Below are 18,480 nucleotides of genomic sequence, written 5' to 3'. Positions count from 1 at the left end.
ACGGTTCAGCCGACGACGGACCGTACGACGGGCAGCGACCGCCGCGCCACGGCCACGCCCGAGCCAGACTGTTCCATCACCGCCGGTGGTCCCCACACCGGCTACGCTTCACGGAGTGATCGAGGCAGAGGGAGTCGGGGTCGACGAGCGGCTCCGCCGGATCGAGGCAGTGACGGACTCCGCGCTGTCTCGGCTCGACGTCGACGATCTCTTCGACGAACTCCTCGCGCGGGTCCAGGAGATCCTCATGGTCGACACGGCGGCCATCCTGCTCCTCGATCAACACGCGCAGCAGTTCGTGACGACCGCCGCGAAGGGTGTCGAGGCGGAGACCCGGCCGGGGCTCCGGATCTCGGCGGCTCACGGTTTCGTCGGGCAGGTCGCCGCGGGGAAACAGCCGATCGTGGTGGAACAGGTCGCGCCGGCCGATCTGCCCACCGCCGTCCTGCGGGACAGGGGAATCCGGTCCATGCTCGGGGTGCCGCTGTTCGCCGGCACGGACCTGGTGGGAGTGCTGCACGTGGGGACCCTGAGCCCACGTCGCTTCACCCGGGACGACGTCCAGCTGCTCCAGCTGGTCGCGGACCGCGCCAGCCTCGCGAGTCAGGCCCGGCTCGGCGGCATCGACCGAACCGCGACCCTCGCCCTGCAGCGGAGCGCCTGCTCCCCACCCGGCTGCCGGAGGTCGCCGGCGTCGAGATGGCCGCCCGGTACGTCCCCGGCCACCACACCGGTATCGGTGGCGACTGGTACGACGTCTTCACCCTTCCCTCAGGCTGGCTCGGCCTCGTGGTCGGCGACGTCTCCGGGCACGGGTTGCGGGCCGCCGTCGTGATGGGTCGGCTGCGCAGTGCCCTGCGGGCGTACGCCCTGGAGTGCGACGACCCGGCCGACGCACTGACCCGGCTCGACCAGAAGATCCAGCACTTCGAGGCCGGCAACCTCGCCACCGTGCTCTACGCGCTGGTCAGCCCCGACCGGGACCAGATCCGCATCTCCCTGGCCGGGCACCTGGCACCGATGCTCGCCGACCCGGACGCCGGTGTGGGTCCGCTGGCCCTCCCCGTCGACCTGCCGCTCGGGATCAGCCGTCCGAAGCGCCGCACGACCGTCGTCGACTTCCCGCCGGAGGCGGTCCTGGTCTGCTACACCGACGGCCTCATCGAGCGGCGTAACGAGCTGATCGACGTCGGGCTCGACCGCCTCCGCGCCGCGATCCGCCCCGGAACGGCCGAGGCGGTCTGCGCGACGATCATGAACACCCTGGACATCGAACAACCCGTCGACGACGTGGCCCTGCTGGCGCTGCGGCGTACCCCACGGGCGCGAATCACCCGCTGACAAACCGCTGAACGGGGTGACGAGCCGCCGGGGCGCCGGCAGGCGCCGTGCGGGCGGACCGCTGATGGCCGAAGCACCATGACGGTGGGCCGCCGGCGACCGAGGCACCGCGCCGACCGCCCCGGTGACGGTAGGCCCGGCGCCGGCACGCCGCCGCGCACCGGCGGCGGGAGCGCGGGTACCACCGCACGGCTACCACGGCGGCAGCCCGCGCACCCCCACCATCGAATGTCTACATACACCTATGTACGTCTAGATTGGACACTTATCGTCGCCGTGGCCGCAAGGCCCGCCGAGGCCAACCGGGGTCACCGGCCGATCCTCAGCGGACGGGCCTCGGTCCACTCGTACATCCGGCGATCCCGGTGGTACTCGAGAAGCTCGATCTGGTCGAGCACCACGGTCACCGGCTCGGTCATCACCTTCTCCAGCGCCTCAGCGATCGGCGCCCCGGGCTGTTCCCGGTTCGAGTACGCGATGCTGACGTGCGGCCGGAAGCCGGCCGGACCCTCCGCCGCCTGCTCGACCCGCTCCTCGCCGAGCGCCTCGGCGATCGCCGCGCGCACCGCCGACCGGACCGCGGCGACCGGCTCGGCCGGGTCCGCCAGCAGATACACCGCCTCACCCCGTACCGTCGGCCGGTGGAAGGTGACCACCGGCGCCGGCACCTCCGCGAGCCGATCGGCGACGACCCCGACCAGACGGTCGATCGACTCGGCGGCAAGGTCGTCCAGGAACCCGACGCCCTGCGTCGTCAGGTGCAGCCAGCGGTGCGGAATGAGGTCGAGCCCGGGAAATTCACCGATCGCCTGCTGGTACCGCTCGACCAGGGCGACCAGTTCGCGGTGTCGACCCATGTCGAAGTGACACGCGTAGTAGTGCCGGCCGACCCGCCAGCCCGGACGCCACCACCAGTGGTCCCGCATGGTGTCGACGTGTTCCACCGTCGTCATTTCCTTCGCTCCGTCCTCTCGGTGTCCTGCCGCTCGGTCCGTCGCCCCGGTCTCCTCATCGACCCACCATTCCGTACCTCCCGCCTCGGTTCCTCGTCGTCCGTCGTTCCCTCGCCGCCCGGCGCGCGTCCCGGCCCGCACCGAGCGCACCGCGGTCAGCCGGCGAGCGCCCTGCGGCGTCCGGTCCGGGTCGCGCCTCGCGACTCCTGTGGAGCGCACACCGCGGCACCGCTCCGGCGCGCCGCGAGTTCGTGCCACGGCCCGTGCCGGGCCTGCCCCTCCGACGCCGCGCCGGGCATGCCCTTCCGCAGCCCGGGCCGGCGGGCTGCGACGAGTACGACAGTACCGTCGACAGCGCTCGGCATCCCGACGTCAACTCCCGGTAGCGGCCACGCCCCGTCGGCACGGTGCCGGGTATCGTCGGCCGACGTGACCGGCGTCCTCCACTCGCACTGCTCGTACTGCGGCACCGCGTACCCGGCCGAGGCCGACTGGCCCCGGACGTGTCCGGCCTGCGGCGAAACCACCTGGCGCAATCCGCTGCCGGTGGCGGTGGCGATCCTTCCGGTCCGCACCGCCGAGGGCCGGGTCGGCGTCGTGGTGCAGCGCCGCGGCATCGAACCGGGACGCGGCCTGCTCGCGCTTCCCGGCGGCTTCATCGAGTACGGCGAGGACTGGCGAGACGCCCTGGTCCGGGAGCTCCGCGAGGAGACCGGCCTGGTCGGCGACGCGGCAGCGGTGCGTCTGTTCGCGGTACGCAGCGCCCCGGCCGGCAACACGATCATGATATTCGGGGTGCTGCCCGAGCGGCCCGCCGACACGCTGCCTGCCTCGGCTCCCACCGCGGAGTCCACGGAGTGGCTCGTCTGCACCGAGCCGATGGACCTCGCGTTCTCCACCCACACCGAGACGCTGGCCGAGTTCCTCGCCACCGCCGCGTCCGGTCCGGCTCGACCCGCCCCCGCCGCACGGTGACGTCCCGCTGGACTGGCCGGCCCGATCCGCCGGGGCGGCGCGGGTGCCGCATCGCGCTGGCCACGGTGGCCGCCGTCCTGCTGGGCGGGCTGGTCGTCCCGGCCGTCGGCTGTCAGCAGGGCTGCACCGAGACGGCCCTGGAGGTGTCACCGGTCACGGTGAGCCGAACCGACGCCCCGCTCACCGTCAGCGCCCGGCTCGGCGCGGCCGGAAAGCCGCTCGGCGGTGTCCGGGTGAAGCTGGTGGTGACCCTGCTGGACCGGCGCGCCACGGCGGCGGAGGCGCTCCGGTACGCCACCACCGACCAGGACGGCGTGGCCACGGCGACCTGGCCGGAGGGGATCGCCGGCCTCGCGCCGCCGGATCACCGGGTGACCGGGTACGCCGCGTACTACCAGCCGCTGGAGAAGGTCGACGGGCGGGCGTACTGCTGGTCGGCCGCGAGCGCCCCGATCAGCTGCGACACCGGCGGCGGGGCGGGACCGTGCGGGTTCGGGGAGCCGGGTGAGCCGACCCGCTGAGCCGGACGTCAGCCCGGCCGGTGGCCCGCGTGGATGGCGCGTACGGTGTCGATCGTGTCCGCCTCGTCGGCGGTCTTGTCGTGTCGGTACCGCACCACCCGGGCGAAGCGCAGCGCCACCCCGCCCGGATAGCGCGGGCTGCTCTGCACCCCGTCGAAGGCGATCTCCACCACCTGTTCGGGCCGAACCCGAACCACCCAGTCTCCGCGCTCGACCGCCAACTCCTGGAACCGCTCCGTCTGCCAGCGCAGCAGCTCGTCGGTGAGCCCCTTGAACGTCTTTCCGAGCATCACGAAACCGCCCCGCTCGGGATCGCGCGCCCCCAGGTGCAGGTTCGACAGCCAGCCGCGGCGCCGGCCGCTGCCCCACTCGACGGCGAGGACCACCAGGTCGAGGGTGTGCCGTGGCTTGACCTTGACCCACGCCGCGCCCCGCCGCCCGGCGTCGTACGGCGCCTCCGGTGCCTTCACCACGATCCCCTCGTGGCCGGCGTCGAGGGCGGCCGCGAACGCCGCCGACACCGCCTCGACGCTCTCGACCTCGCTCCGTCGGACGAGGTGCGCCGGGGCGACCGTCTCGGCGAGCGCCGCCCAGCGCTGGCGCCCCGGCGCGTCCAGCAGGTCGGCCCCGTCGAGGTGCAGCAGGTCGAAGAAGAACGGCGTCAGCAGCGTCGTACCGCTGGTGTCGGCCGCGGCGAGCACCGACGGCGCGGCGCCGGGCGGACGCTCCGGCCCGGGAATTGTCGCCGGCGCCGGACCGGAGGTGCCGATCCGGGGCAACGCGGAGATGTCGGTCGGCACCTCGCCGGAGCTGCGCACCGAGCCGGCCTCGGGCGAGGCGACCGGTGCGGCGCCGAAGCTACGCGGTCCACCCGGCTCGCCGTGCCCGGCGTCGGCGTCCCCGGACAGCGCGGCGCGGACGGCCCGACGTGCGCCCCGGGTGGCCGCCCGGCTCGCCGTCTCCTGGAACGGTCGGGGCCGACCGGACGGGTCGAGCGCGATCGCCTCACCGTCGAGCACCAGCTCGCGGGCGGGCAGGGCGCGTACCGCGGACACCACCTCCGGCACCCGTGGGGTGATCTCGTCGAGGCTGCGGGTGAAGACCGCGATGTCGTCGCCGGAGCGGTGCACCTGAATGCGGATGCCGTCGAGCTTGACGTCGACGACCGCCGGCAGCCCGACCGCCGACACCGCCTCCTCGACCGAGGCGGCGCTCTGGGCGAGCATCGGCGCGAGGGGGCGGCCGACCTGCAACGTGAACCCGGCCAACGCGGCCGGCCCTCCGGTCAGCGCGGCCACCGCCACCGTCTTCAGGTCACCGGCGAGCAGCAGCGCCCGGCGGACCATCGGCACCGGCACCTCGGCGGCCCGGGCGATCGCCTCGACCAGCAACCCTGCCTGGGCGCCCTGCCGCAGCTCGCCGCTGAACAGTCCGAGCAGCATGCGCCGCTCGTCGGTCGTGGCGGCGGCGAACAGCGCGGCCAACAGCTCCCGGCGGCGGGCGTGGGATCCCGGCCCCCGTACCGCGGCCAGCTCGCTGATGGCGGCGTCGACCGCGGCCACGGTCAGGGTCGGGTGCTCGGCGGGGGGCGGCAGCTCGCGGAGGCTGGCGTAGCCGACGCCGGTCTGCCGCTGCCGCAGCTCGCCGGCGAGGTACGCCGAACCGGCCGCGATCTCGTCGGGCTCGAGCCTGCGCAGTGCCCCGGCGAGCAACTCCACCTTGGCCCGCCGGGCGGAGGTCGCGGCGACGGCGGCGGAGGCGGCGGCCAGGTCAACGAAGCGCACGGCTCCATCCTGGCAGCCACGACCGACATCCCTGGTCGGGCTAGGCGGAAACCGGCTCCTCGATCCGCAGCCCGCGGGCGCGGATCCCGTCGGCGATCCGGGACAGCGCGGCGTCGAGCGCGCAGAGAGCGGTGGACAGTTCGGCAAGACGCTCCTGGAGCGCCTCGTCGGACCACGCGGCGACGTCGACGTCCCGCAGCGCAGTGACCGCGGCATCGAGCCGCGCCATCGCCTCGTTCGTACTCATGTTCGATACCATACCGTCCCGGTGGGGCGACCGGGGCGCTTTTCCGGTTTCTCCCGTGGGTCGCCGGCTGGGTCCGGTGTCGGTTATCGTCCGGGCAGCGTCACTCACCGTCCCCTCGACCGCCGCGCCCGCCGGCCCCGCCAGCGGCGCGGCCAGCAGAGCAAAGGACGCCACGATCCATGCACCTCGCCACCGGTCACGCCCGTAACCGGGTGGCTGCGGTCACCGCGGCCACCGTCGCGGGGCTGGCGCTCGCCGCCATCCCCGGTCCCGGATACGCCGCCGCATCGCCCCAGCCCGCGCTGTCGCTGACCGCCGTCACCACCGCCACCATCGACACGCTCGGCACCCCGCTCGGCTTCCAGCTCGCCAACCGCGGCGAGGCGCCGGCCACCGAGGTCACCGTGACCTACGACGGCAGCAGGCTCACCGACGATGTCGTGATCTCCCTGGCCGACACGGCCACCGGCTGTCAGCTCGCCGAGAAGGTCGTGACCTGCCCGCACGCCGACCTGGCGCCGGGGCAGGACGACACGGTCGAGTCGATCGTCCTTGCCAGCCGGCCAAATGCCGCGCCGGGCGACGCCGGCGACCTCACCGTCGTCCTGGCCGGCACCGGCCCCGACGGCACCGCCACGAGCAGCCGGCTCTCCGTGGAGGTGACGAAACGGCCCGACCCGGATCTGGCGGTCTCCGTCGAGGACCTCGGCTCGACCGAGGAGCCGGTCGGCTCCGGGGAGACCCACCCCGTCCGGGCGACCATCATCAACCGCGGGCGTACCGAGGCCCGGGACATCCGGCTGACGCTCACCCTGCCGCTCGGCTCGACGTTCGTCGAGCGGTACGAGGAGTGCGACTACACGGGAGGCCGGTCCGGCACGCCACCCGACGGGTACGTCTACGGCCCGACCACGATGCGCTGCGTGCTGCCGGTGTCGCTTCCACCCGGCTACCTGGTCCGGCTCTTCGCGCCACAGGGCGACGAGGCGCTGTTCCACGTCGCCGTCGGCGCGAACCTGCCCGGGCCGCAGCGGCACACCGCCTCGGTGGAGGTGGACGCGCCCGCGGCGGCGGAGCCGTCCGACGCCGCCCGATCGACCGCGGCCGCGGAGCCGTCCCCGCTGGCCGAGCGGATCGCCGCGCTGCCGGGCGACGTCGAGCCGTGGGCCACCCCGCGTTCCGGGCCGGCCGACGGCGCCGAGCTGGCGACCCGGGCCGAGTTCGCGATCTGGAGCAAACCCAACACCCACGACTTCGCGGTCGAGGCGGGGGCGGTGACCGGGGCGGTCGGCGACACCGTCGAGGTGGCGTACACCATCACCAACCGCGGGCCGTCCGACGGCGCCGCGACGTGGCGGATCGTGGCGCCGCGCGGCACCGTGCTGCTGCCGAGCGAGTGGTGCTCCTTCACCGACGAGCAGGGCAAGCCGGCCGCCGAACTGACCAGCGTCGACTGCGGCACCGGGCAACCATGGCTGGCCGAGGCGTCGGGCGCCGGCACCGTTTCCGCCACGATCCGGTTGCGGATCACGTCGACTCCGGGGACGAACGGTTCGATCACCGTCCGTCCGACGGGGGCCTCGACCGAGAAGGACGAGGCAAACAACACCGTGAAGATCGTCATCAACGAGCCGGGCGGTGGTGGCGGCGAGCTGCCGATCACCGGTGCCCGGCCGGGCCCGACGAGCGGCATCGGCCTCACCACCGTGGCACTCGGCGTGCTGCTCCTGCTGCTGGCGCGCCGCCGCCCGGGCACCGCCGTCGAGGAGTAGACCCCGCCCGGGGTCATGGGGGCCACCGCACCGCCGCGGGGACGGACACGTCATCGCGGGGATCACCGCGTCCCCGCGATGACGGAGGCGTCACCGCGAGGCGCGCGATCGCGGAGGTGGACGCATCCCCGCGGGGACGGAGAAGACCGCCGTCCCCGCGGGCTCGAAGCCGCCGACCGGGTCAGCGTCCGGTCGCCACCTCGGCGACCTTGGCCAGCAGCAGTGCCTCAGCCAGGCAGACCCGGGCGAACTCCCCCAGGTGCAGGCTCTCGTTCGGGCCGTGCGCCCGGGCGTACGGGTCCTCCACGCCGGTGACCAGGATCGCCGCCTCCGGGAACAGCTCCTGGAACGTGGCGATGAACGGGATCGAACCGCCGACGCCGATGTCCACCGGGTCGACGCCGTCCCAGGCGATCCGGAACGCCTCGCGAGCCGCGTCGAACATCGGGCCCGAGGCGTCGATCACGCACGGCTCGCCGTCGTGCTCCAGGGTCACCGTGACAGAGGCGCCGAACGGGGCGTGCCGCCGCAGGTGCTCGCACAGCGCGGCGTACGCCTGCGCGGCGTTGTCCCCGGGGGCCAGCCGTACGCTGAGCTTCGCCTTGGCGGTGGGCACCAGCGCGTTCGGCGCCTCGGCGGTCGGCGGCGCGTCGAGACCGATCACCGAGATCGCCGGCTTGGTCCAGATCCGGTCGGTGAGCCGGCCCGTACCCATGAAGGAGACCCCGTCGAGCATTCCGGCCTCGGCGCGCAGCCGGTCCTCCGGATAGTCGACGGTCGCGCCGGGCGCCCGGACCAGGCCCTCCACCGCGACATCGCCGGCCTGGTCGTGCAGGGTGGCCAGCAACCGGCAGAGCGTGGTCAGCGCGTCCGGCACGGCGCCGCCGAACATCCCGCTGTGCACCGCCTGACCGAGGGTACGGACCTCGACAAAGCAGTTGACGATGCCGCGCAGCGAGGTGGTGAGCGCCGGTACGCCGATGTCCCAGTTGCCCGAGTCGGCGATCACGATGACGTCGGCCGCGATCTCGTCGCGGTGCTCGGTGAGCAGCCGCTCCAGAGACTCGGAGCCGTACTCCTCCTCGCCCTCGACGAAGACCACGATCCCGACCGGAAGCGCGTCCCCGAAGGCCCGCAGCGCCGCGACGTGGGCCATGATGCCGGCCTTGTCGTCCGCGGCGCCCCGGCCGTAGAGCCGGCCGTCGCGCTCGACCGGCTCGAAGGGGTCGCTCTGCCAGAGCGACAGATCGCCGACCGGCTGGACGTCGTGATGGGCGTAGAGCAGCACGGTCGGCGCGCCGGGCGGAGCCGGTCGCGTCCCGATCACCGCCGGCTGCCCGTTGCCGGACCGCACCACCCGTACGTCCAGGGAGCAGCCCCGAAGCAGCTCGGCGACTGCCTCGGCGCTCCGCTCCACCTGGGAGTGGTCGAAGCCGTCAAAGGCGATGCCCGGGATCCGGACCAGGCGCTCCAGGTCCGCCCGTACGCCGGGCAGCTCGCGTGCGATCGCGGCACGGATGTCGGACTCGGTACGGGTAGCTGTGGTCATGACCGTGATCGTAGGCCGCGCGGGCAGCCGGATCGGAGGCCGGATCCGGCTGCGCCACCCTCGGCCCGGCACTCCGGCCGCCGTCCGGGCCGCCGGGGCGGGCCGGCCGCGCACTCCGCGGCCCGGGGCCGGGGGCGTCAGCGGAGCCGGCGGAACCGACCAGCGGGATCGTGGCTCGGGGCGGCCGCCCCGTCCACCACGACGTCGGCCCGGGCCACGGTCCGGTCGGCGGCGAAGTGCCGCCGCTCACCCTGCCACCAGCGCCTGAGCTGCGGCAGCAGGTCGGCGCCGTCCCGGGCCAGGGCCCGATCGCGGCGTAGCCGGACCGGGGCGGTCACGTAGACGGCGAGGGTCAACTCGGCCGCGACGACGGCCCGGGCGCTGGAGACGCCCTCCAGGATCACCACGGGTGCCGGCGGGACCACGATCCAGGGGTCGGCGAAGCGGCCGGCGTGCCAGTCGTACCGCCGGTAGCGGCCCGGTCGTCCCGCCCGGAGGGGCGCCAGCACCCACTCCTCCAGACGCGGCCAGAAGGTGAACTGATCCGCCCACCCGTCGAGCAGGTCGTCGGTGTGCACCACCGGCACCGGGTCGGCCTCGTCTCGCCCGGCTCTCCCTGCGGGCCCGGCCGGGTCCGCAGGACCGGCCGGGCCCCGCCCGATCGTCCCCGCAGACCCGGCCGTCAGGTCCGCGTCGTCCGGCGCCGTCCCGGTCGCCACCCTGAGCGCGGCCGCGAGCCGCGCGGCGAAGGAGGTCTTTCCGGCCCCGCTCGGCCCATCGACGGCGACCAGCCGGGTACGGCCCAGCCGGGCCGGCCGGCGCAGAATCCTCCCGGCCAGCTCGGCGTACGTCTCGACCCCCTCCGGCACCGGGCCGAGGCTACCGGCCCGCACCGGTCACCCCGGTCGGCGGCGACACCTCCCGCGCCGGTGACACCGGCGCCCCCGGCGGTACGAACGGCAACCCGTCCGGGGCTCCCTGCGCGATGAGCCGCCACAGGGCGTCGGTGTCGAGGTGCTCCTCCACGAGGTCGCCGAGCAGGTCCAGGGCTCGGTCCCGGACGGCGGCGAAGGAGGTGTCGTCGGCCACCCGGAACCCCCGCCGGCCGGCCAGCCGGGCCGTCTCGGCGAGGAACCGCCGGCGGAACTCGTCCGAGGCGAAGGTGCCGTGCCAGTGGGTGCCGAAGACGTTGCCGGCCAACGCGCCCTCCCCCCGGCCGTCGGTTCGGAAGATGAGCGGAGGTAGCGCCGGATCGGCGCGGAGGACGTACCCGTGGTGGATCTCGTAGCCGTGCACCGGCGCCGCGCCGAACGCCGTGCCGACCGACCGGGTCACGGTCTTGACCGGGTCGAAGGCGACGTCGATGGGGAGTAGTCCGAGACCTGGGACCCGGCCGCGTCCGCTCTCGACCTCGTCGTGGATGGTGCGGGCGAGCATCTGGAATCCGCCGCAGATGCCGAGCAGCGGCCGTCCGGCGGCGGCGTGCCGGAGCACGGCGTCGGCGAGTCCGGTACGCCGCAGCCATTCGAGGTCGGCGACCGTCGACTTGCTCCCCGGCAGGACGACGAGGTCGGCGGCGGCGATCTCGGCCGGCTCGACGGTCAGCCGGACCCGGACCCCCGGCTCGGTGGCGAGCGCCTCGACGTCGGTGGCGTTGGAGATCCGGGGCAGCCGCACCACCGCCACGTCGAGCCATTCGTCGCCCTTCGGCGGATCCGGCCGGCCGAGCACCCGACCGTAGGCGAGCGAGTCCTCGGCGTCCAGCCACAGGTCGACGTGCCACGGCAGCACGCCGTACGTCGGCCGTCCGGTGAGCCGGGTCAGCATGTCCAGGCCGGGACGGAGCAGGTCGAGGTCGCCCCGGAACTTGTTGATGACGAACCCGGCGACGAGCGCCTGGTCGGCGGCGTCCAGCAACGCCAGCGTCCCGAACATCGAGGCGAAGACGCCGCCCCGGTCGATGTCGCCGACCACGATCGCCGGCAGCCGCGCGTGCCGGGCGAGCCCCAGGTTGACGTAGTCGCCGTCCCGCAGGTTGATCTCGGCGGGGCTACCGGCGCCCTCGCAGATCACCACGTCGTACTCGGCACGCAGCTCGGCCAGGGCCGCGAAGGCGGCCTCGGCGAGCCGGGGCCGAAGGGTACGGAAGTTCCCGGCGGTGACCGTGCCGACCGCCTCGCCGAGGAGGACGACCTGGCTCGACCGGTCGCTACCCGGCTTGAGCAGAACCGGGTTGAACCGGAGGTCGGGCGCGACCCCGCAGGCGGCGGCCTGCATCGCCTGGGCCCGCCCGATCTCGCCGCCCCGACCATCCGGGCCGATCACCACGGCCGAGTTGTTGGACATGTTCTGTGCCTTGAAGGGCGCCACCGCGACGCCCTGCCGGCGTAGCCAGCGGCAGATGCCGGCGGTCACCACGCTCTTGCCGGCGTCGGAGGTGGTCCCCGCCACCAGCAGTCCGCCGCTCACCTGGCCCCCGTCAGCTGGCTACCGTCTCCCGCCTTCGGCACCGGTGGCCGCCACCGCCCTCGACGCGCCCTGATTCGGTCGACGAGCCAGCGGGCGGCGGCACGCCGGGGCCGGCCGGTCGCCGCGTACGTCGCCGCGATGCCGAGCGCCGCACACCCGACCGCGGTCGAGAGCCGTGCCGCGCGGTCGATGTGCCGGGCGTCGGGTCGTGGGCCGTCACCGAGGAACGGGCGCACCTCTGTGCGTCCGAAGTAGACGTTGCGTCCGCCCAGCCGGATGCCGAGCGCACCGGCCATCGCCGCCTCGCACTGACCGGCGTTGGGGCTGGGATGGTCCCGCCGGTCCCGCCGCCAGATCCGCCAGGCATGGGCCCGGTCGCCCCGGACCAGCGGCGCGGCGGCGACGGTGAGCAGCCCGGTCAGTCGGGATGGCAGCAGGTTGAGCAGGTCGTCCAGGCGGGCGGCGGCGGTGCCGAAGCGGGCGTACCGGGGCGAGCGGTGCCCCACCATCGCGTCCAGGGTGTTCGCGGCGCGGTAGCCGAGCAGCCCCGGCAGGCCGGCCAGTGCTCCCCAGAGCAACGGCGCGACCACCGCGTCGGAGGTGTTCTCGGCGACCGACTCGACGGTGGCGCGGGCGAGTTCGGTCTCGTCCAGCCCGGCGGGGTCCCGGCCGCAGAGGTGGTTGAGCCGCCGGCGTGCCGCTGGTAGGTCGCCGGTCCCCAACGCGCGGCTCATCACCGCCGCCTCCCGCCGCAGGGTCCGCCCGCCGAGCACCGCCCAGGTGCCGGCGGCGACCAGCGCCATTCGGGCCAGGGGCCGGTGGCGGGTCGCGATCGCGGCGGCACCGCCGAGCAGCACGGGGACTCCCACCGCTATCGCCGTGTATCCGGCACCGGTCGATCGACGGGGCCGGTAGAGCCGGCGCTCCAGCGCGGTCGCCAGGGTGCCGAATCCGGCGACCGGATGGCCTCGGCGCGGGTCACCGATCAGCGTGTCGAGGGCGTAGCCCAACACCAGCCCGGCCGCGTTGGCGCCGCTGTCGCCCAGCCACGCCAGTCGCGCCTTGCGCCGAGGAACCCGGATCCCGCTATGGCGGGCTGACGGGCCGCCGTGGCGGGCCGTCGACCGGCCCCTACCTCGCCGACCGTCCGCAAACGGCCGGATCACCGGTGCACCGTGGCCCAGCGGATCACCGGGCACCGCCACCGAACGTGGTGCGCATGTGGCCACCTCCCGGGCCAGAAGCCTAGCCGCAGCGGGTCAGCCGGCCCTCGCTGCGGTCAGTCCGGGACCCTCGGCGGTTGGCGGCGTCCCACGGGAGGCGGACCACCCGGCCACGTAACCAGCAGCGCCGAGCTCTGGGCCACGATGCTCCCCGTCGGCTACATCCTGGTCATCACCAGTGCGGCGAAGGCCGACATCGAGGGCCGACGCTCACCGCTACGGTCCCGACCGATGATCTGGCTCGGCGAGGTCTCCTTCGCGTTCTATCTGTTACACGTCTTCCTGATCAAGACGGTGCTGCGCTTCGCCGATCATCCCGGCGGGTTCACCGGATGGCGGGGGCCTGTCGTCGTGATCGGTTTCCTCCTGCTCAGTCTGCTCGCCGCAGCGCTCCTGTTCCGGTTCGTCGAAAAGCCGATGATGCGCGTGCTCGGTCCACGGCGGCGAGCGACCACCCCCACCGCGGTTGGGCTGGTACGGCAGCGCCGAGGCCAGCCGGCGGCGAACGAGGGCGCGGAAGAGACGGCCGAGAAGCCACAGCCCGGTCCGCTGGCCATGGTTGCCGCGGCACTGCCCGCCGCAGCCGCCGGGCCTGCCGCGGGCACACCCGTCCCTCGCCCGCGCACCTCCGTCGGCGCCGCCGAGCCCGCGGGAGACCAGCGGCGACGTGGGGAGGCGGGGGGCCGGGTTCCCCGCCTCCCCACCGTGATCGGCCGGAGGCGGCAGGGAGGCGAACCGCCACGGCATCTCGGCCGATCAGCTCGACCGGACGATCGCCCGAGTCTCAGGCCGGAACCGCTACCCGCTTCCGCCGGCCACGGCCGTCAGCGCTCCGTCCGTCGACGCGCTCGATCTCGTCACCGATCTCGTCCGCGTCCTGACCGTCACCGCCCACGCTGTCCTCCGGGCCAGCCGCGTCCGTTTCGTCCCGCTGGGGCCGGACGTCACCGCGGGACTCGCCGGTGCCCGACGCCTGCCCCGCCGGCAGGTCGACACCGAGGTAACCGCCGTCCTCGTCCTCGTCCTTGTCGCCGGCGTCGAGGTCGTGCCGCAGCGACGCGGCGAGCTCCGGGTCGGAGGTGCCGAGGCCCGGGTCCGGCGGGACCGGCAGTCCCCGGTCGCCGCCATACCGGACGTCTCCGCCGAGGTCGTCGTCCTCGTCGAACGGGTGATGGTCGGGACGGACGGGTACCTCGTCGATCGACACCGGCTCGGTCGCCTCACCGTTCACCCGGGACTCGGCCTCGGCATCCTCCAGCGCCGACGTCGACGCCGTCGGGCGGTTCCGGACGAACCGCCCCCGCCCCCGCGACAGGTCGTGGCCGACCGCCACCGCCTCCAGCTCGTACATCGTGCGGTGGTTGCCCGCCTCGTCGGTCCAGTCGCGGGTGTACATCCGACCGACGACGATGATCGGATCTCCGACCATGACCGAGGAGGCGACCCCCTCGGCGAGCCGACGCCAGCAATTCACCCGCACCCGCAGGCTGTTCCCGTCGACCCAACGCCCGCTCTCCCGGTCGAGGCGGCGGGCGGTCGAGGCCACCTTGAAGTTCGCCACCAGCGTCCCGGTCTGGGTGGTACGTCGCCACTCCGGTGCGGTCAACACGTTGCCGACGATGGTGACGTTTGTATCGAACATCGTCCCTCCACAGGGTCCCGGTGATTGCCGTCCTGAGCCGACTCGACCGACAGCCTGGCGTCGGGGCGGCGCCACCGCCATCGCTGCTGGCGGCACTGTGGACAACTCGGTGCCCTGTGGAAAAGGACCTGATCAAGGAGCCATCTGGTATGGGGCGGCGGAAGGCGTTCCGGGCCGGAGCCGGAACGCCGGGCCCGGGATCCTCCGACCCGTCCGCGACGGGTCAGCCGGCGGCATCACCGGGCCGGTCCCGCCAGCGGGCCGGCCGGCGGGGTGGCGGAGGCTCGGGCCACCCCGCCGGCCCCGGATCGCCGGTGCGCTGCCGTGGCAGCCGGTACCGTGCCGGAGTCGGCGGGTGGGGCTCTCCTCCCGAAGACCATCGGTACGGCTCCCGGCCCGGCTCTGCCGCCGCGCCCACCGTCCGGCGTCCCCACGCTCGGTCGCCGGGCGGGGTCCGCCCGGCAGGGCCCGGGTCGGCCAGGGCGTCGAGCCGCTCCCCCGGCTGGTACGCCGACCAGCCGTCCTGCCACACCAGTAACTCCTGGCTCAGCAGATGCTGGCCGCCAGCGAAGAAGATCCGGTCCACCGCCCGGCGTACCTTCGCCAGGCCCGGCCGCGACCCCGTTCCGGTGAAGATCACGACGTCCCGAGCCGGCACCCCGACCACCAGTTCCCCGGGCACGGACCGGGAGAGGTCCACCCAGACCTCGTCGACGAGCAGCACGCTCGACTCGAGGCCGCCGAAGGAGAGCATCGGGGCCGGCGGCTGGCCGTCGATGCGAAGCTTCGGCAGGAGCCGGTGCAGGTTGTCGAGCGCCACCCGCCGCAGCGTGCGCCGGCCAAGGTGAAGGCGGTCGAGATCGTCCCAGGTGACGAACCGGCTGCCGTACGGCGGTCCGAAGGAGTAGGCGACGGCCAGGTCCGGGGTGAAGCCTTCGAGCAGGTGTTCCGCACCGTAGCGGGTGTCGTCGACCGACACCAGCAGCGGCAGAAACATTGTGCTCGTCAACCGCACCCCTGGAAACCTAGTATGTGCAGGCCAGAACGTCACGCCCTCGGCCGACCGATGGTCCCGACCAGCGGTAGCCTGCTGTGGCGCCGCACCCTCGCCACGCGCCCGTAGCTCAGCGGATAGAGCAGCTGCCTTCTAAGCAGTTGGTCGCAGGTTCGAATCCTGCCGGGCGCGCCAGATTCGTGGTGTCGAGGTGCCCTGCCCTTCCGTGTGCTCGGGGCCCCTAGCCGCCCGAGACGTTGATGGCGGTGCGCGCGTACCGATTGCTCTCGATGGTATCGAGAAGGGTCGCGGCGACGTCCGCGCGGGTCAACGCGCGTGGCCGGGGCAGGAGACCCTGGCTGATCTCGACCTTGCCGCGGGCGGGCCCGTCGAGCAGCCGGTTGAGCCGGACGATCGTCCAGTCCAGGTCACTGCTGCGGACGATCTGTTCCATCTGGGCGGCGTCGGCGTAGGCATCGGCCAGCAGCCGCCGCAGCAGGGCCATCGGCAGTCGGGGACGATCGGCGACGAGTGGATACGCACTGGTGAAGGCGAGCCGTCGCACACCGCTCACGGCCATGATCTCGGTGACCACGCGTGCCACCGCCGCCGCGTGGTGCGGACCCTTGCGGTTGGGGGCGGCAATGATGGCGATCACTCCGTCCGCACCGTTGACAGCCGCGCGTACCGCGTCCGGGTCGCGGCCGTCGCCCGTCACGACCCTGGTCGGAGCGGGCGACGGCGGCAGGTTGCGCGGTTGACGGGTGAACGCGGTGACCTGGTGACCCCGACGCAGCCCTTCGGCCACCACGAGCCGGCCGGTACGCCCACTGGCGCCAAAGACGGTGATGTTCATCGCCGCCTCCGTCCCGGCGCGAGGGCGGCGGGCCGGGACGCGAGGCTCCGGGACCCGGCGCGGCAACACGTGTTCGAGGAGGTACTGACGGGCCCGGCGTCGGTGCCGACGGCGGCCGTGAGACACGTCCAATGCTTTAGCATGCTAAAAATTTTAGGTGACTAAAGCATCTTCCGACAAGGCGCCCTCAGGTCTGCCGGGCCAGGCGGGCGGTCTGCTCGCGAAGGATCGCCGCCACGTTCGTGACGAAGTGCTGGACGGTGGCCCGCTGCGCGGGCGAGTACCCGTCCGTCAACCGTTCGACGGCCTCCCGGAGCGACGCGAACACCGGTGCCACCTCGGCGGCGAGCCGATCTGCGTCGACCCGGACCAGTGTCTTGCGCCGATCCGCGGCGTCCGGCACCCGTTCCGCGTACCCCGCCCGGGCGAGGCGGTCCACCAGCCCCGTCACCGCCCCCGGGGTGAGGCCGAGTTCCCGGGCCAGCTGCCCCGAGCTGATCGGCCCGCGCCGGGCCAGCACGTCCAGGGCCTTGTTCTCACCGGCGGTCAGCCCCAGTCGGGCCGCCACCGCCTCGTGGAACATCACCACGGCGGCGCTGAAGTCCCGACCGAGCAGTTCGCCCAGGTCCACCGCGCCCGCCTCGGGATCGCCCAGATCTCGTCGTACCGCCACGTCGCCAGGTTCCCTTCCGCCGGGCCGTCACCCGCCTCCCGGTCGGGACCAGTATGCGCCGTGGTTCGCCCGGGTACGGCGAGCCGACCCCGCCGGTCGCCCGTGGCCGCGCCTCCCCCGGGCACCTGGACAACCTCATGGGTGTACGGTAGATAATTAGCTAAATTTTTTAGCTAAATTCTCGATCAACATCCAGGAGGTTCCATGTCACGACGACTCCACGTACTCATCGCCGGTGGCGGAATCGGCGGTCTGTGCCTCGCCCAAGGACTCCGCAGGGCTGGCGTCGAGGTGACCGTCTTCGAGCGGGCGGCGTCGCCGGACGCGTTCCGGGAGGGCTACCGGATCCACCTCGACCCGGACGGCAGCCGCGCCCTGCACTCGTGCCTGCCTCCCGAGCGGTACGCCCTGCTCCGGGGGGCGTGTGGCCGCCCACCGCGTTCGTTCGCCTTCCTGACCGAGGGGCTCCGCGAACTGCTGGCGGTCGACGTCACCCCGCCCGGCTCCACACCGGACCCGATCGCGACCCACCTGTCGGTCAACCGCTTCACCCTGCGCCAGGTGCTCCTGGACGGACTCGACGACGTGGTGCGGTTCGGCAAGGAGTTCGTCCGGTACGAGCGCACAAACGACGGCGTCACGGCGTTCTTCGCGGACGGTTCCCACGCGACCGGTAGCGTGCTGGTCGGCGCCGAGGGCACCCGGTCACGGGTACGGGCGCAGCTCCTGCCACACGCCAACCGCATCGACACCGGCGTGGTGACGGTCGCCGGGCGGGTCGCCCTCGACCCGGACGTCCGCGCCCTCCTCCCCGACCACCTCGCCACCGGACCGGCGATGATCCTCGCCCCCGGCGGAGTCAACATGTTCCTCGCGACGCACGAACAGGACGGCTCCGGTGCCGAGACGCCGGCGCACATGCTGCCGCCGAACGGCGAGGACTACCTGGTCTGGGCGCTCGGTGCCCGTCCGCACGCCCTCCCGGCCAGGTCCCCGTTGGACGAGCTCGACGGCCCGGCGCTGCACCGGCTCGCCCTGTCGGTCACCCGGACGTGGAATCCCCGGATAACGCAGCTCGTCCACCGCACCGACCCGCAGACCGTCCAGTTCCTCCGCATCCACACCGCGGTACCCGTCGAGCCCTGGCCCGCCGGTCCCGTCACCCTGCTCGGCGACGCGATCCACAGCATGCCCCCGTCCCGGGGCATCGGCGCCAACACGGCCCTGCGGGACGCGAGCCTGCTCCGGACGAAGCTGGTCGAGGCGGACCGGAACCGGGTCGACCTGACCACCGCGATCGGCGACTACGAGCACGAGATGCGCCGGTACGGCTTTGCCGCGGTGAAGGCGTCGGTGCGGGCCCTGGAACAGTCGGTGACCGAGAACCCGCTCGCCTTCTTCGCGTCCAAGACCGGCCTCCGGCTGATCAACGCGCTCCCGTCGGTGAAGAACCGAATCTTCGCCTGAGGATCGCGATGGAC

The 18,480-nt window shown here is 73.6% G+C and carries 17 protein-coding genes and 1 tRNA gene; 7 read left to right on the top strand and 11 right to left on the bottom strand.

What is annotated here, in order from left to right; genetic code table 11:
- The first annotated feature begins 115 nt into the window (after positions 1-115).
- Together EF879_RS28095 and EF879_RS28090 are read left to right on the top strand one after the other, a co-directional pair.
- Positions 116-835: a GAF domain-containing protein gene (locus EF879_RS28095; RefSeq protein WP_233604412.1), complete on the top strand. Its 720-nt coding sequence runs from the start codon at positions 116-118 to the stop codon at positions 833-835.
- A complete protein-coding gene (locus tag EF879_RS28090; protein ID WP_233604411.1) occupies positions 790-1,341 on the top strand; it encodes a PP2C family protein-serine/threonine phosphatase in 552 nt (183 codons plus the stop codon). The genes EF879_RS28095 and EF879_RS28090 overlap by 46 nt, the downstream gene beginning before the upstream one ends.
- Before the next feature lie 308 nt (positions 1,342-1,649).
- Here the strand turns inward: EF879_RS28090 and EF879_RS13095 are convergent, their stop codons facing one another.
- The gene (locus EF879_RS13095) at positions 1,650-2,294 is read right to left on the bottom strand and encodes a 2'-5' RNA ligase family protein (protein WP_123558165.1); all 645 of its coding nucleotides are present in this window, start codon (positions 2,292-2,294) and stop codon (positions 1,650-1,652) included.
- A 429-nt stretch (positions 2,295-2,723) separates the two neighbouring features.
- Between EF879_RS13095 and EF879_RS13090 the strand changes: the two genes are divergently transcribed.
- Together EF879_RS13090 and EF879_RS13085 are read left to right on the top strand one after the other, a co-directional pair.
- Complete coding sequence (locus tag EF879_RS13090; protein ID WP_233604410.1) at positions 2,724-3,269, top strand: NUDIX domain-containing protein; 546 nt, start codon at positions 2,724-2,726, stop codon at positions 3,267-3,269.
- Between the two features lie 65 nt (positions 3,270-3,334).
- Positions 3,335-3,790 carry a hypothetical protein gene (locus tag EF879_RS13085; protein ID WP_148086427.1) on the top strand — a complete coding sequence of 152 codons (456 nt, stop codon included), beginning with the start codon at positions 3,335-3,337 and terminating at the stop codon, positions 3,788-3,790.
- A gap of 8 nt (positions 3,791-3,798) precedes the next feature.
- Here EF879_RS13085 and EF879_RS13080 read toward each other — a convergent pair whose 3' ends face one another.
- Both EF879_RS13080 and EF879_RS13075 read right to left on the bottom strand, forming a co-directional pair.
- A complete protein-coding gene (locus EF879_RS13080) occupies positions 3,799-5,574 on the bottom strand; it encodes an ATP-dependent DNA ligase (protein WP_123558159.1) in 1,776 nt (591 codons plus the stop codon).
- Between the two features lie 40 nt (positions 5,575-5,614).
- The gene (locus EF879_RS13075; RefSeq protein WP_123558157.1) at positions 5,615-5,821 is read right to left on the bottom strand and encodes a hypothetical protein; all 207 of its coding nucleotides are present in this window, start codon (positions 5,819-5,821) and stop codon (positions 5,615-5,617) included.
- Positions 5,822-6,000: 179 nt separating this feature from the next.
- Here EF879_RS13075 and EF879_RS13070 point away from each other — a divergent pair, with 179 nt between their 5' ends.
- The gene (locus EF879_RS13070; RefSeq protein ID WP_123558155.1) at positions 6,001-7,593 is read left to right on the top strand and encodes a peptidase; all 1,593 of its coding nucleotides are present in this window, start codon (positions 6,001-6,003) and stop codon (positions 7,591-7,593) included.
- A 181-nt stretch (positions 7,594-7,774) separates the two neighbouring features.
- On the opposite strand, the gene EF879_RS13065 is transcribed toward EF879_RS13070, so the two are convergent.
- From EF879_RS13065 to EF879_RS13035, 6 genes are all read right to left on the bottom strand, one after another.
- Positions 7,775-9,142, bottom strand: coding sequence for a dipeptidase (locus EF879_RS13065; RefSeq protein WP_123558153.1), 1,368 nt, complete (start codon positions 9,140-9,142; stop codon positions 7,775-7,777).
- 137 nt (positions 9,143-9,279) lie between these two features.
- Positions 9,280-10,011: a uridine kinase gene (locus tag EF879_RS13060; protein ID WP_148086426.1), complete on the bottom strand. Its 732-nt coding sequence runs from the start codon at positions 10,009-10,011 to the stop codon at positions 9,280-9,282.
- 10 nt (positions 10,012-10,021) lie between these two features.
- A complete protein-coding gene (locus EF879_RS13055; protein ID WP_123558150.1) occupies positions 10,022-11,611 on the bottom strand; it encodes a cobyric acid synthase in 1,590 nt (529 codons plus the stop codon).
- Positions 11,608-12,657, bottom strand: a complete 1,050-nt coding sequence (locus EF879_RS13050; RefSeq protein WP_123558478.1) for a cobalamin biosynthesis protein — start codon at positions 12,655-12,657, stop codon at positions 11,608-11,610. Before EF879_RS13050 ends, EF879_RS13055 begins: the two co-directional genes overlap by 4 nt.
- A gap of 961 nt (positions 12,658-13,618) precedes the next feature.
- Positions 13,619-14,476, bottom strand: coding sequence for a single-stranded DNA-binding protein (gene ssb / locus EF879_RS13040; protein WP_123558146.1), 858 nt, complete (start codon positions 14,474-14,476; stop codon positions 13,619-13,621).
- 223 nt (positions 14,477-14,699) lie between these two features.
- Complete coding sequence (locus EF879_RS13035) at positions 14,700-15,491, bottom strand: hypothetical protein (protein ID WP_148086425.1); 792 nt, start codon at positions 15,489-15,491, stop codon at positions 14,700-14,702.
- Between the two features lie 98 nt (positions 15,492-15,589).
- On the opposite strand from EF879_RS13035, the gene EF879_RS13030 reads away from it, so the two are divergent.
- Positions 15,590-15,665 (top strand) — tRNA-Arg (locus EF879_RS13030).
- Positions 15,666-15,711: 46 nt separating this feature from the next.
- Here EF879_RS13030 and EF879_RS13025 read toward each other — a convergent pair.
- Both EF879_RS13025 and EF879_RS13020 read right to left on the bottom strand, forming a co-directional pair.
- Positions 15,712-16,326 (bottom strand): NAD(P)-dependent oxidoreductase, encoded by a 615-nt coding sequence (locus EF879_RS13025; RefSeq protein ID WP_123558143.1) that lies wholly within the window; start codon positions 16,324-16,326, stop codon positions 15,712-15,714.
- 187 nt (positions 16,327-16,513) lie between these two features.
- Positions 16,514-16,999 (bottom strand): MarR family winged helix-turn-helix transcriptional regulator, encoded by a 486-nt coding sequence (locus tag EF879_RS13020; protein ID WP_199736346.1) that lies wholly within the window; start codon positions 16,997-16,999, stop codon positions 16,514-16,516.
- A gap of 204 nt (positions 17,000-17,203) precedes the next feature.
- Between EF879_RS13020 and EF879_RS13015 the strand changes: the two genes are divergently transcribed.
- Positions 17,204-18,466, top strand: a complete 1,263-nt coding sequence (locus tag EF879_RS13015; protein WP_123558141.1) for an NAD(P)/FAD-dependent oxidoreductase — start codon at positions 17,204-17,206, stop codon at positions 18,464-18,466.
- Positions 18,467-18,480 lie beyond the last annotated feature (14 nt).

Source organism: Micromonospora sp. HM5-17 (assembly GCF_003762835.1).
In the GTDB taxonomy this organism is placed as follows: Bacteria; Actinomycetota; Actinomycetes; order Mycobacteriales; family Micromonosporaceae; genus Plantactinospora.
Note: the sequence above shows the minus strand (reverse complement) of the source record. Positions and strands in the feature narration are given on the sequence as shown.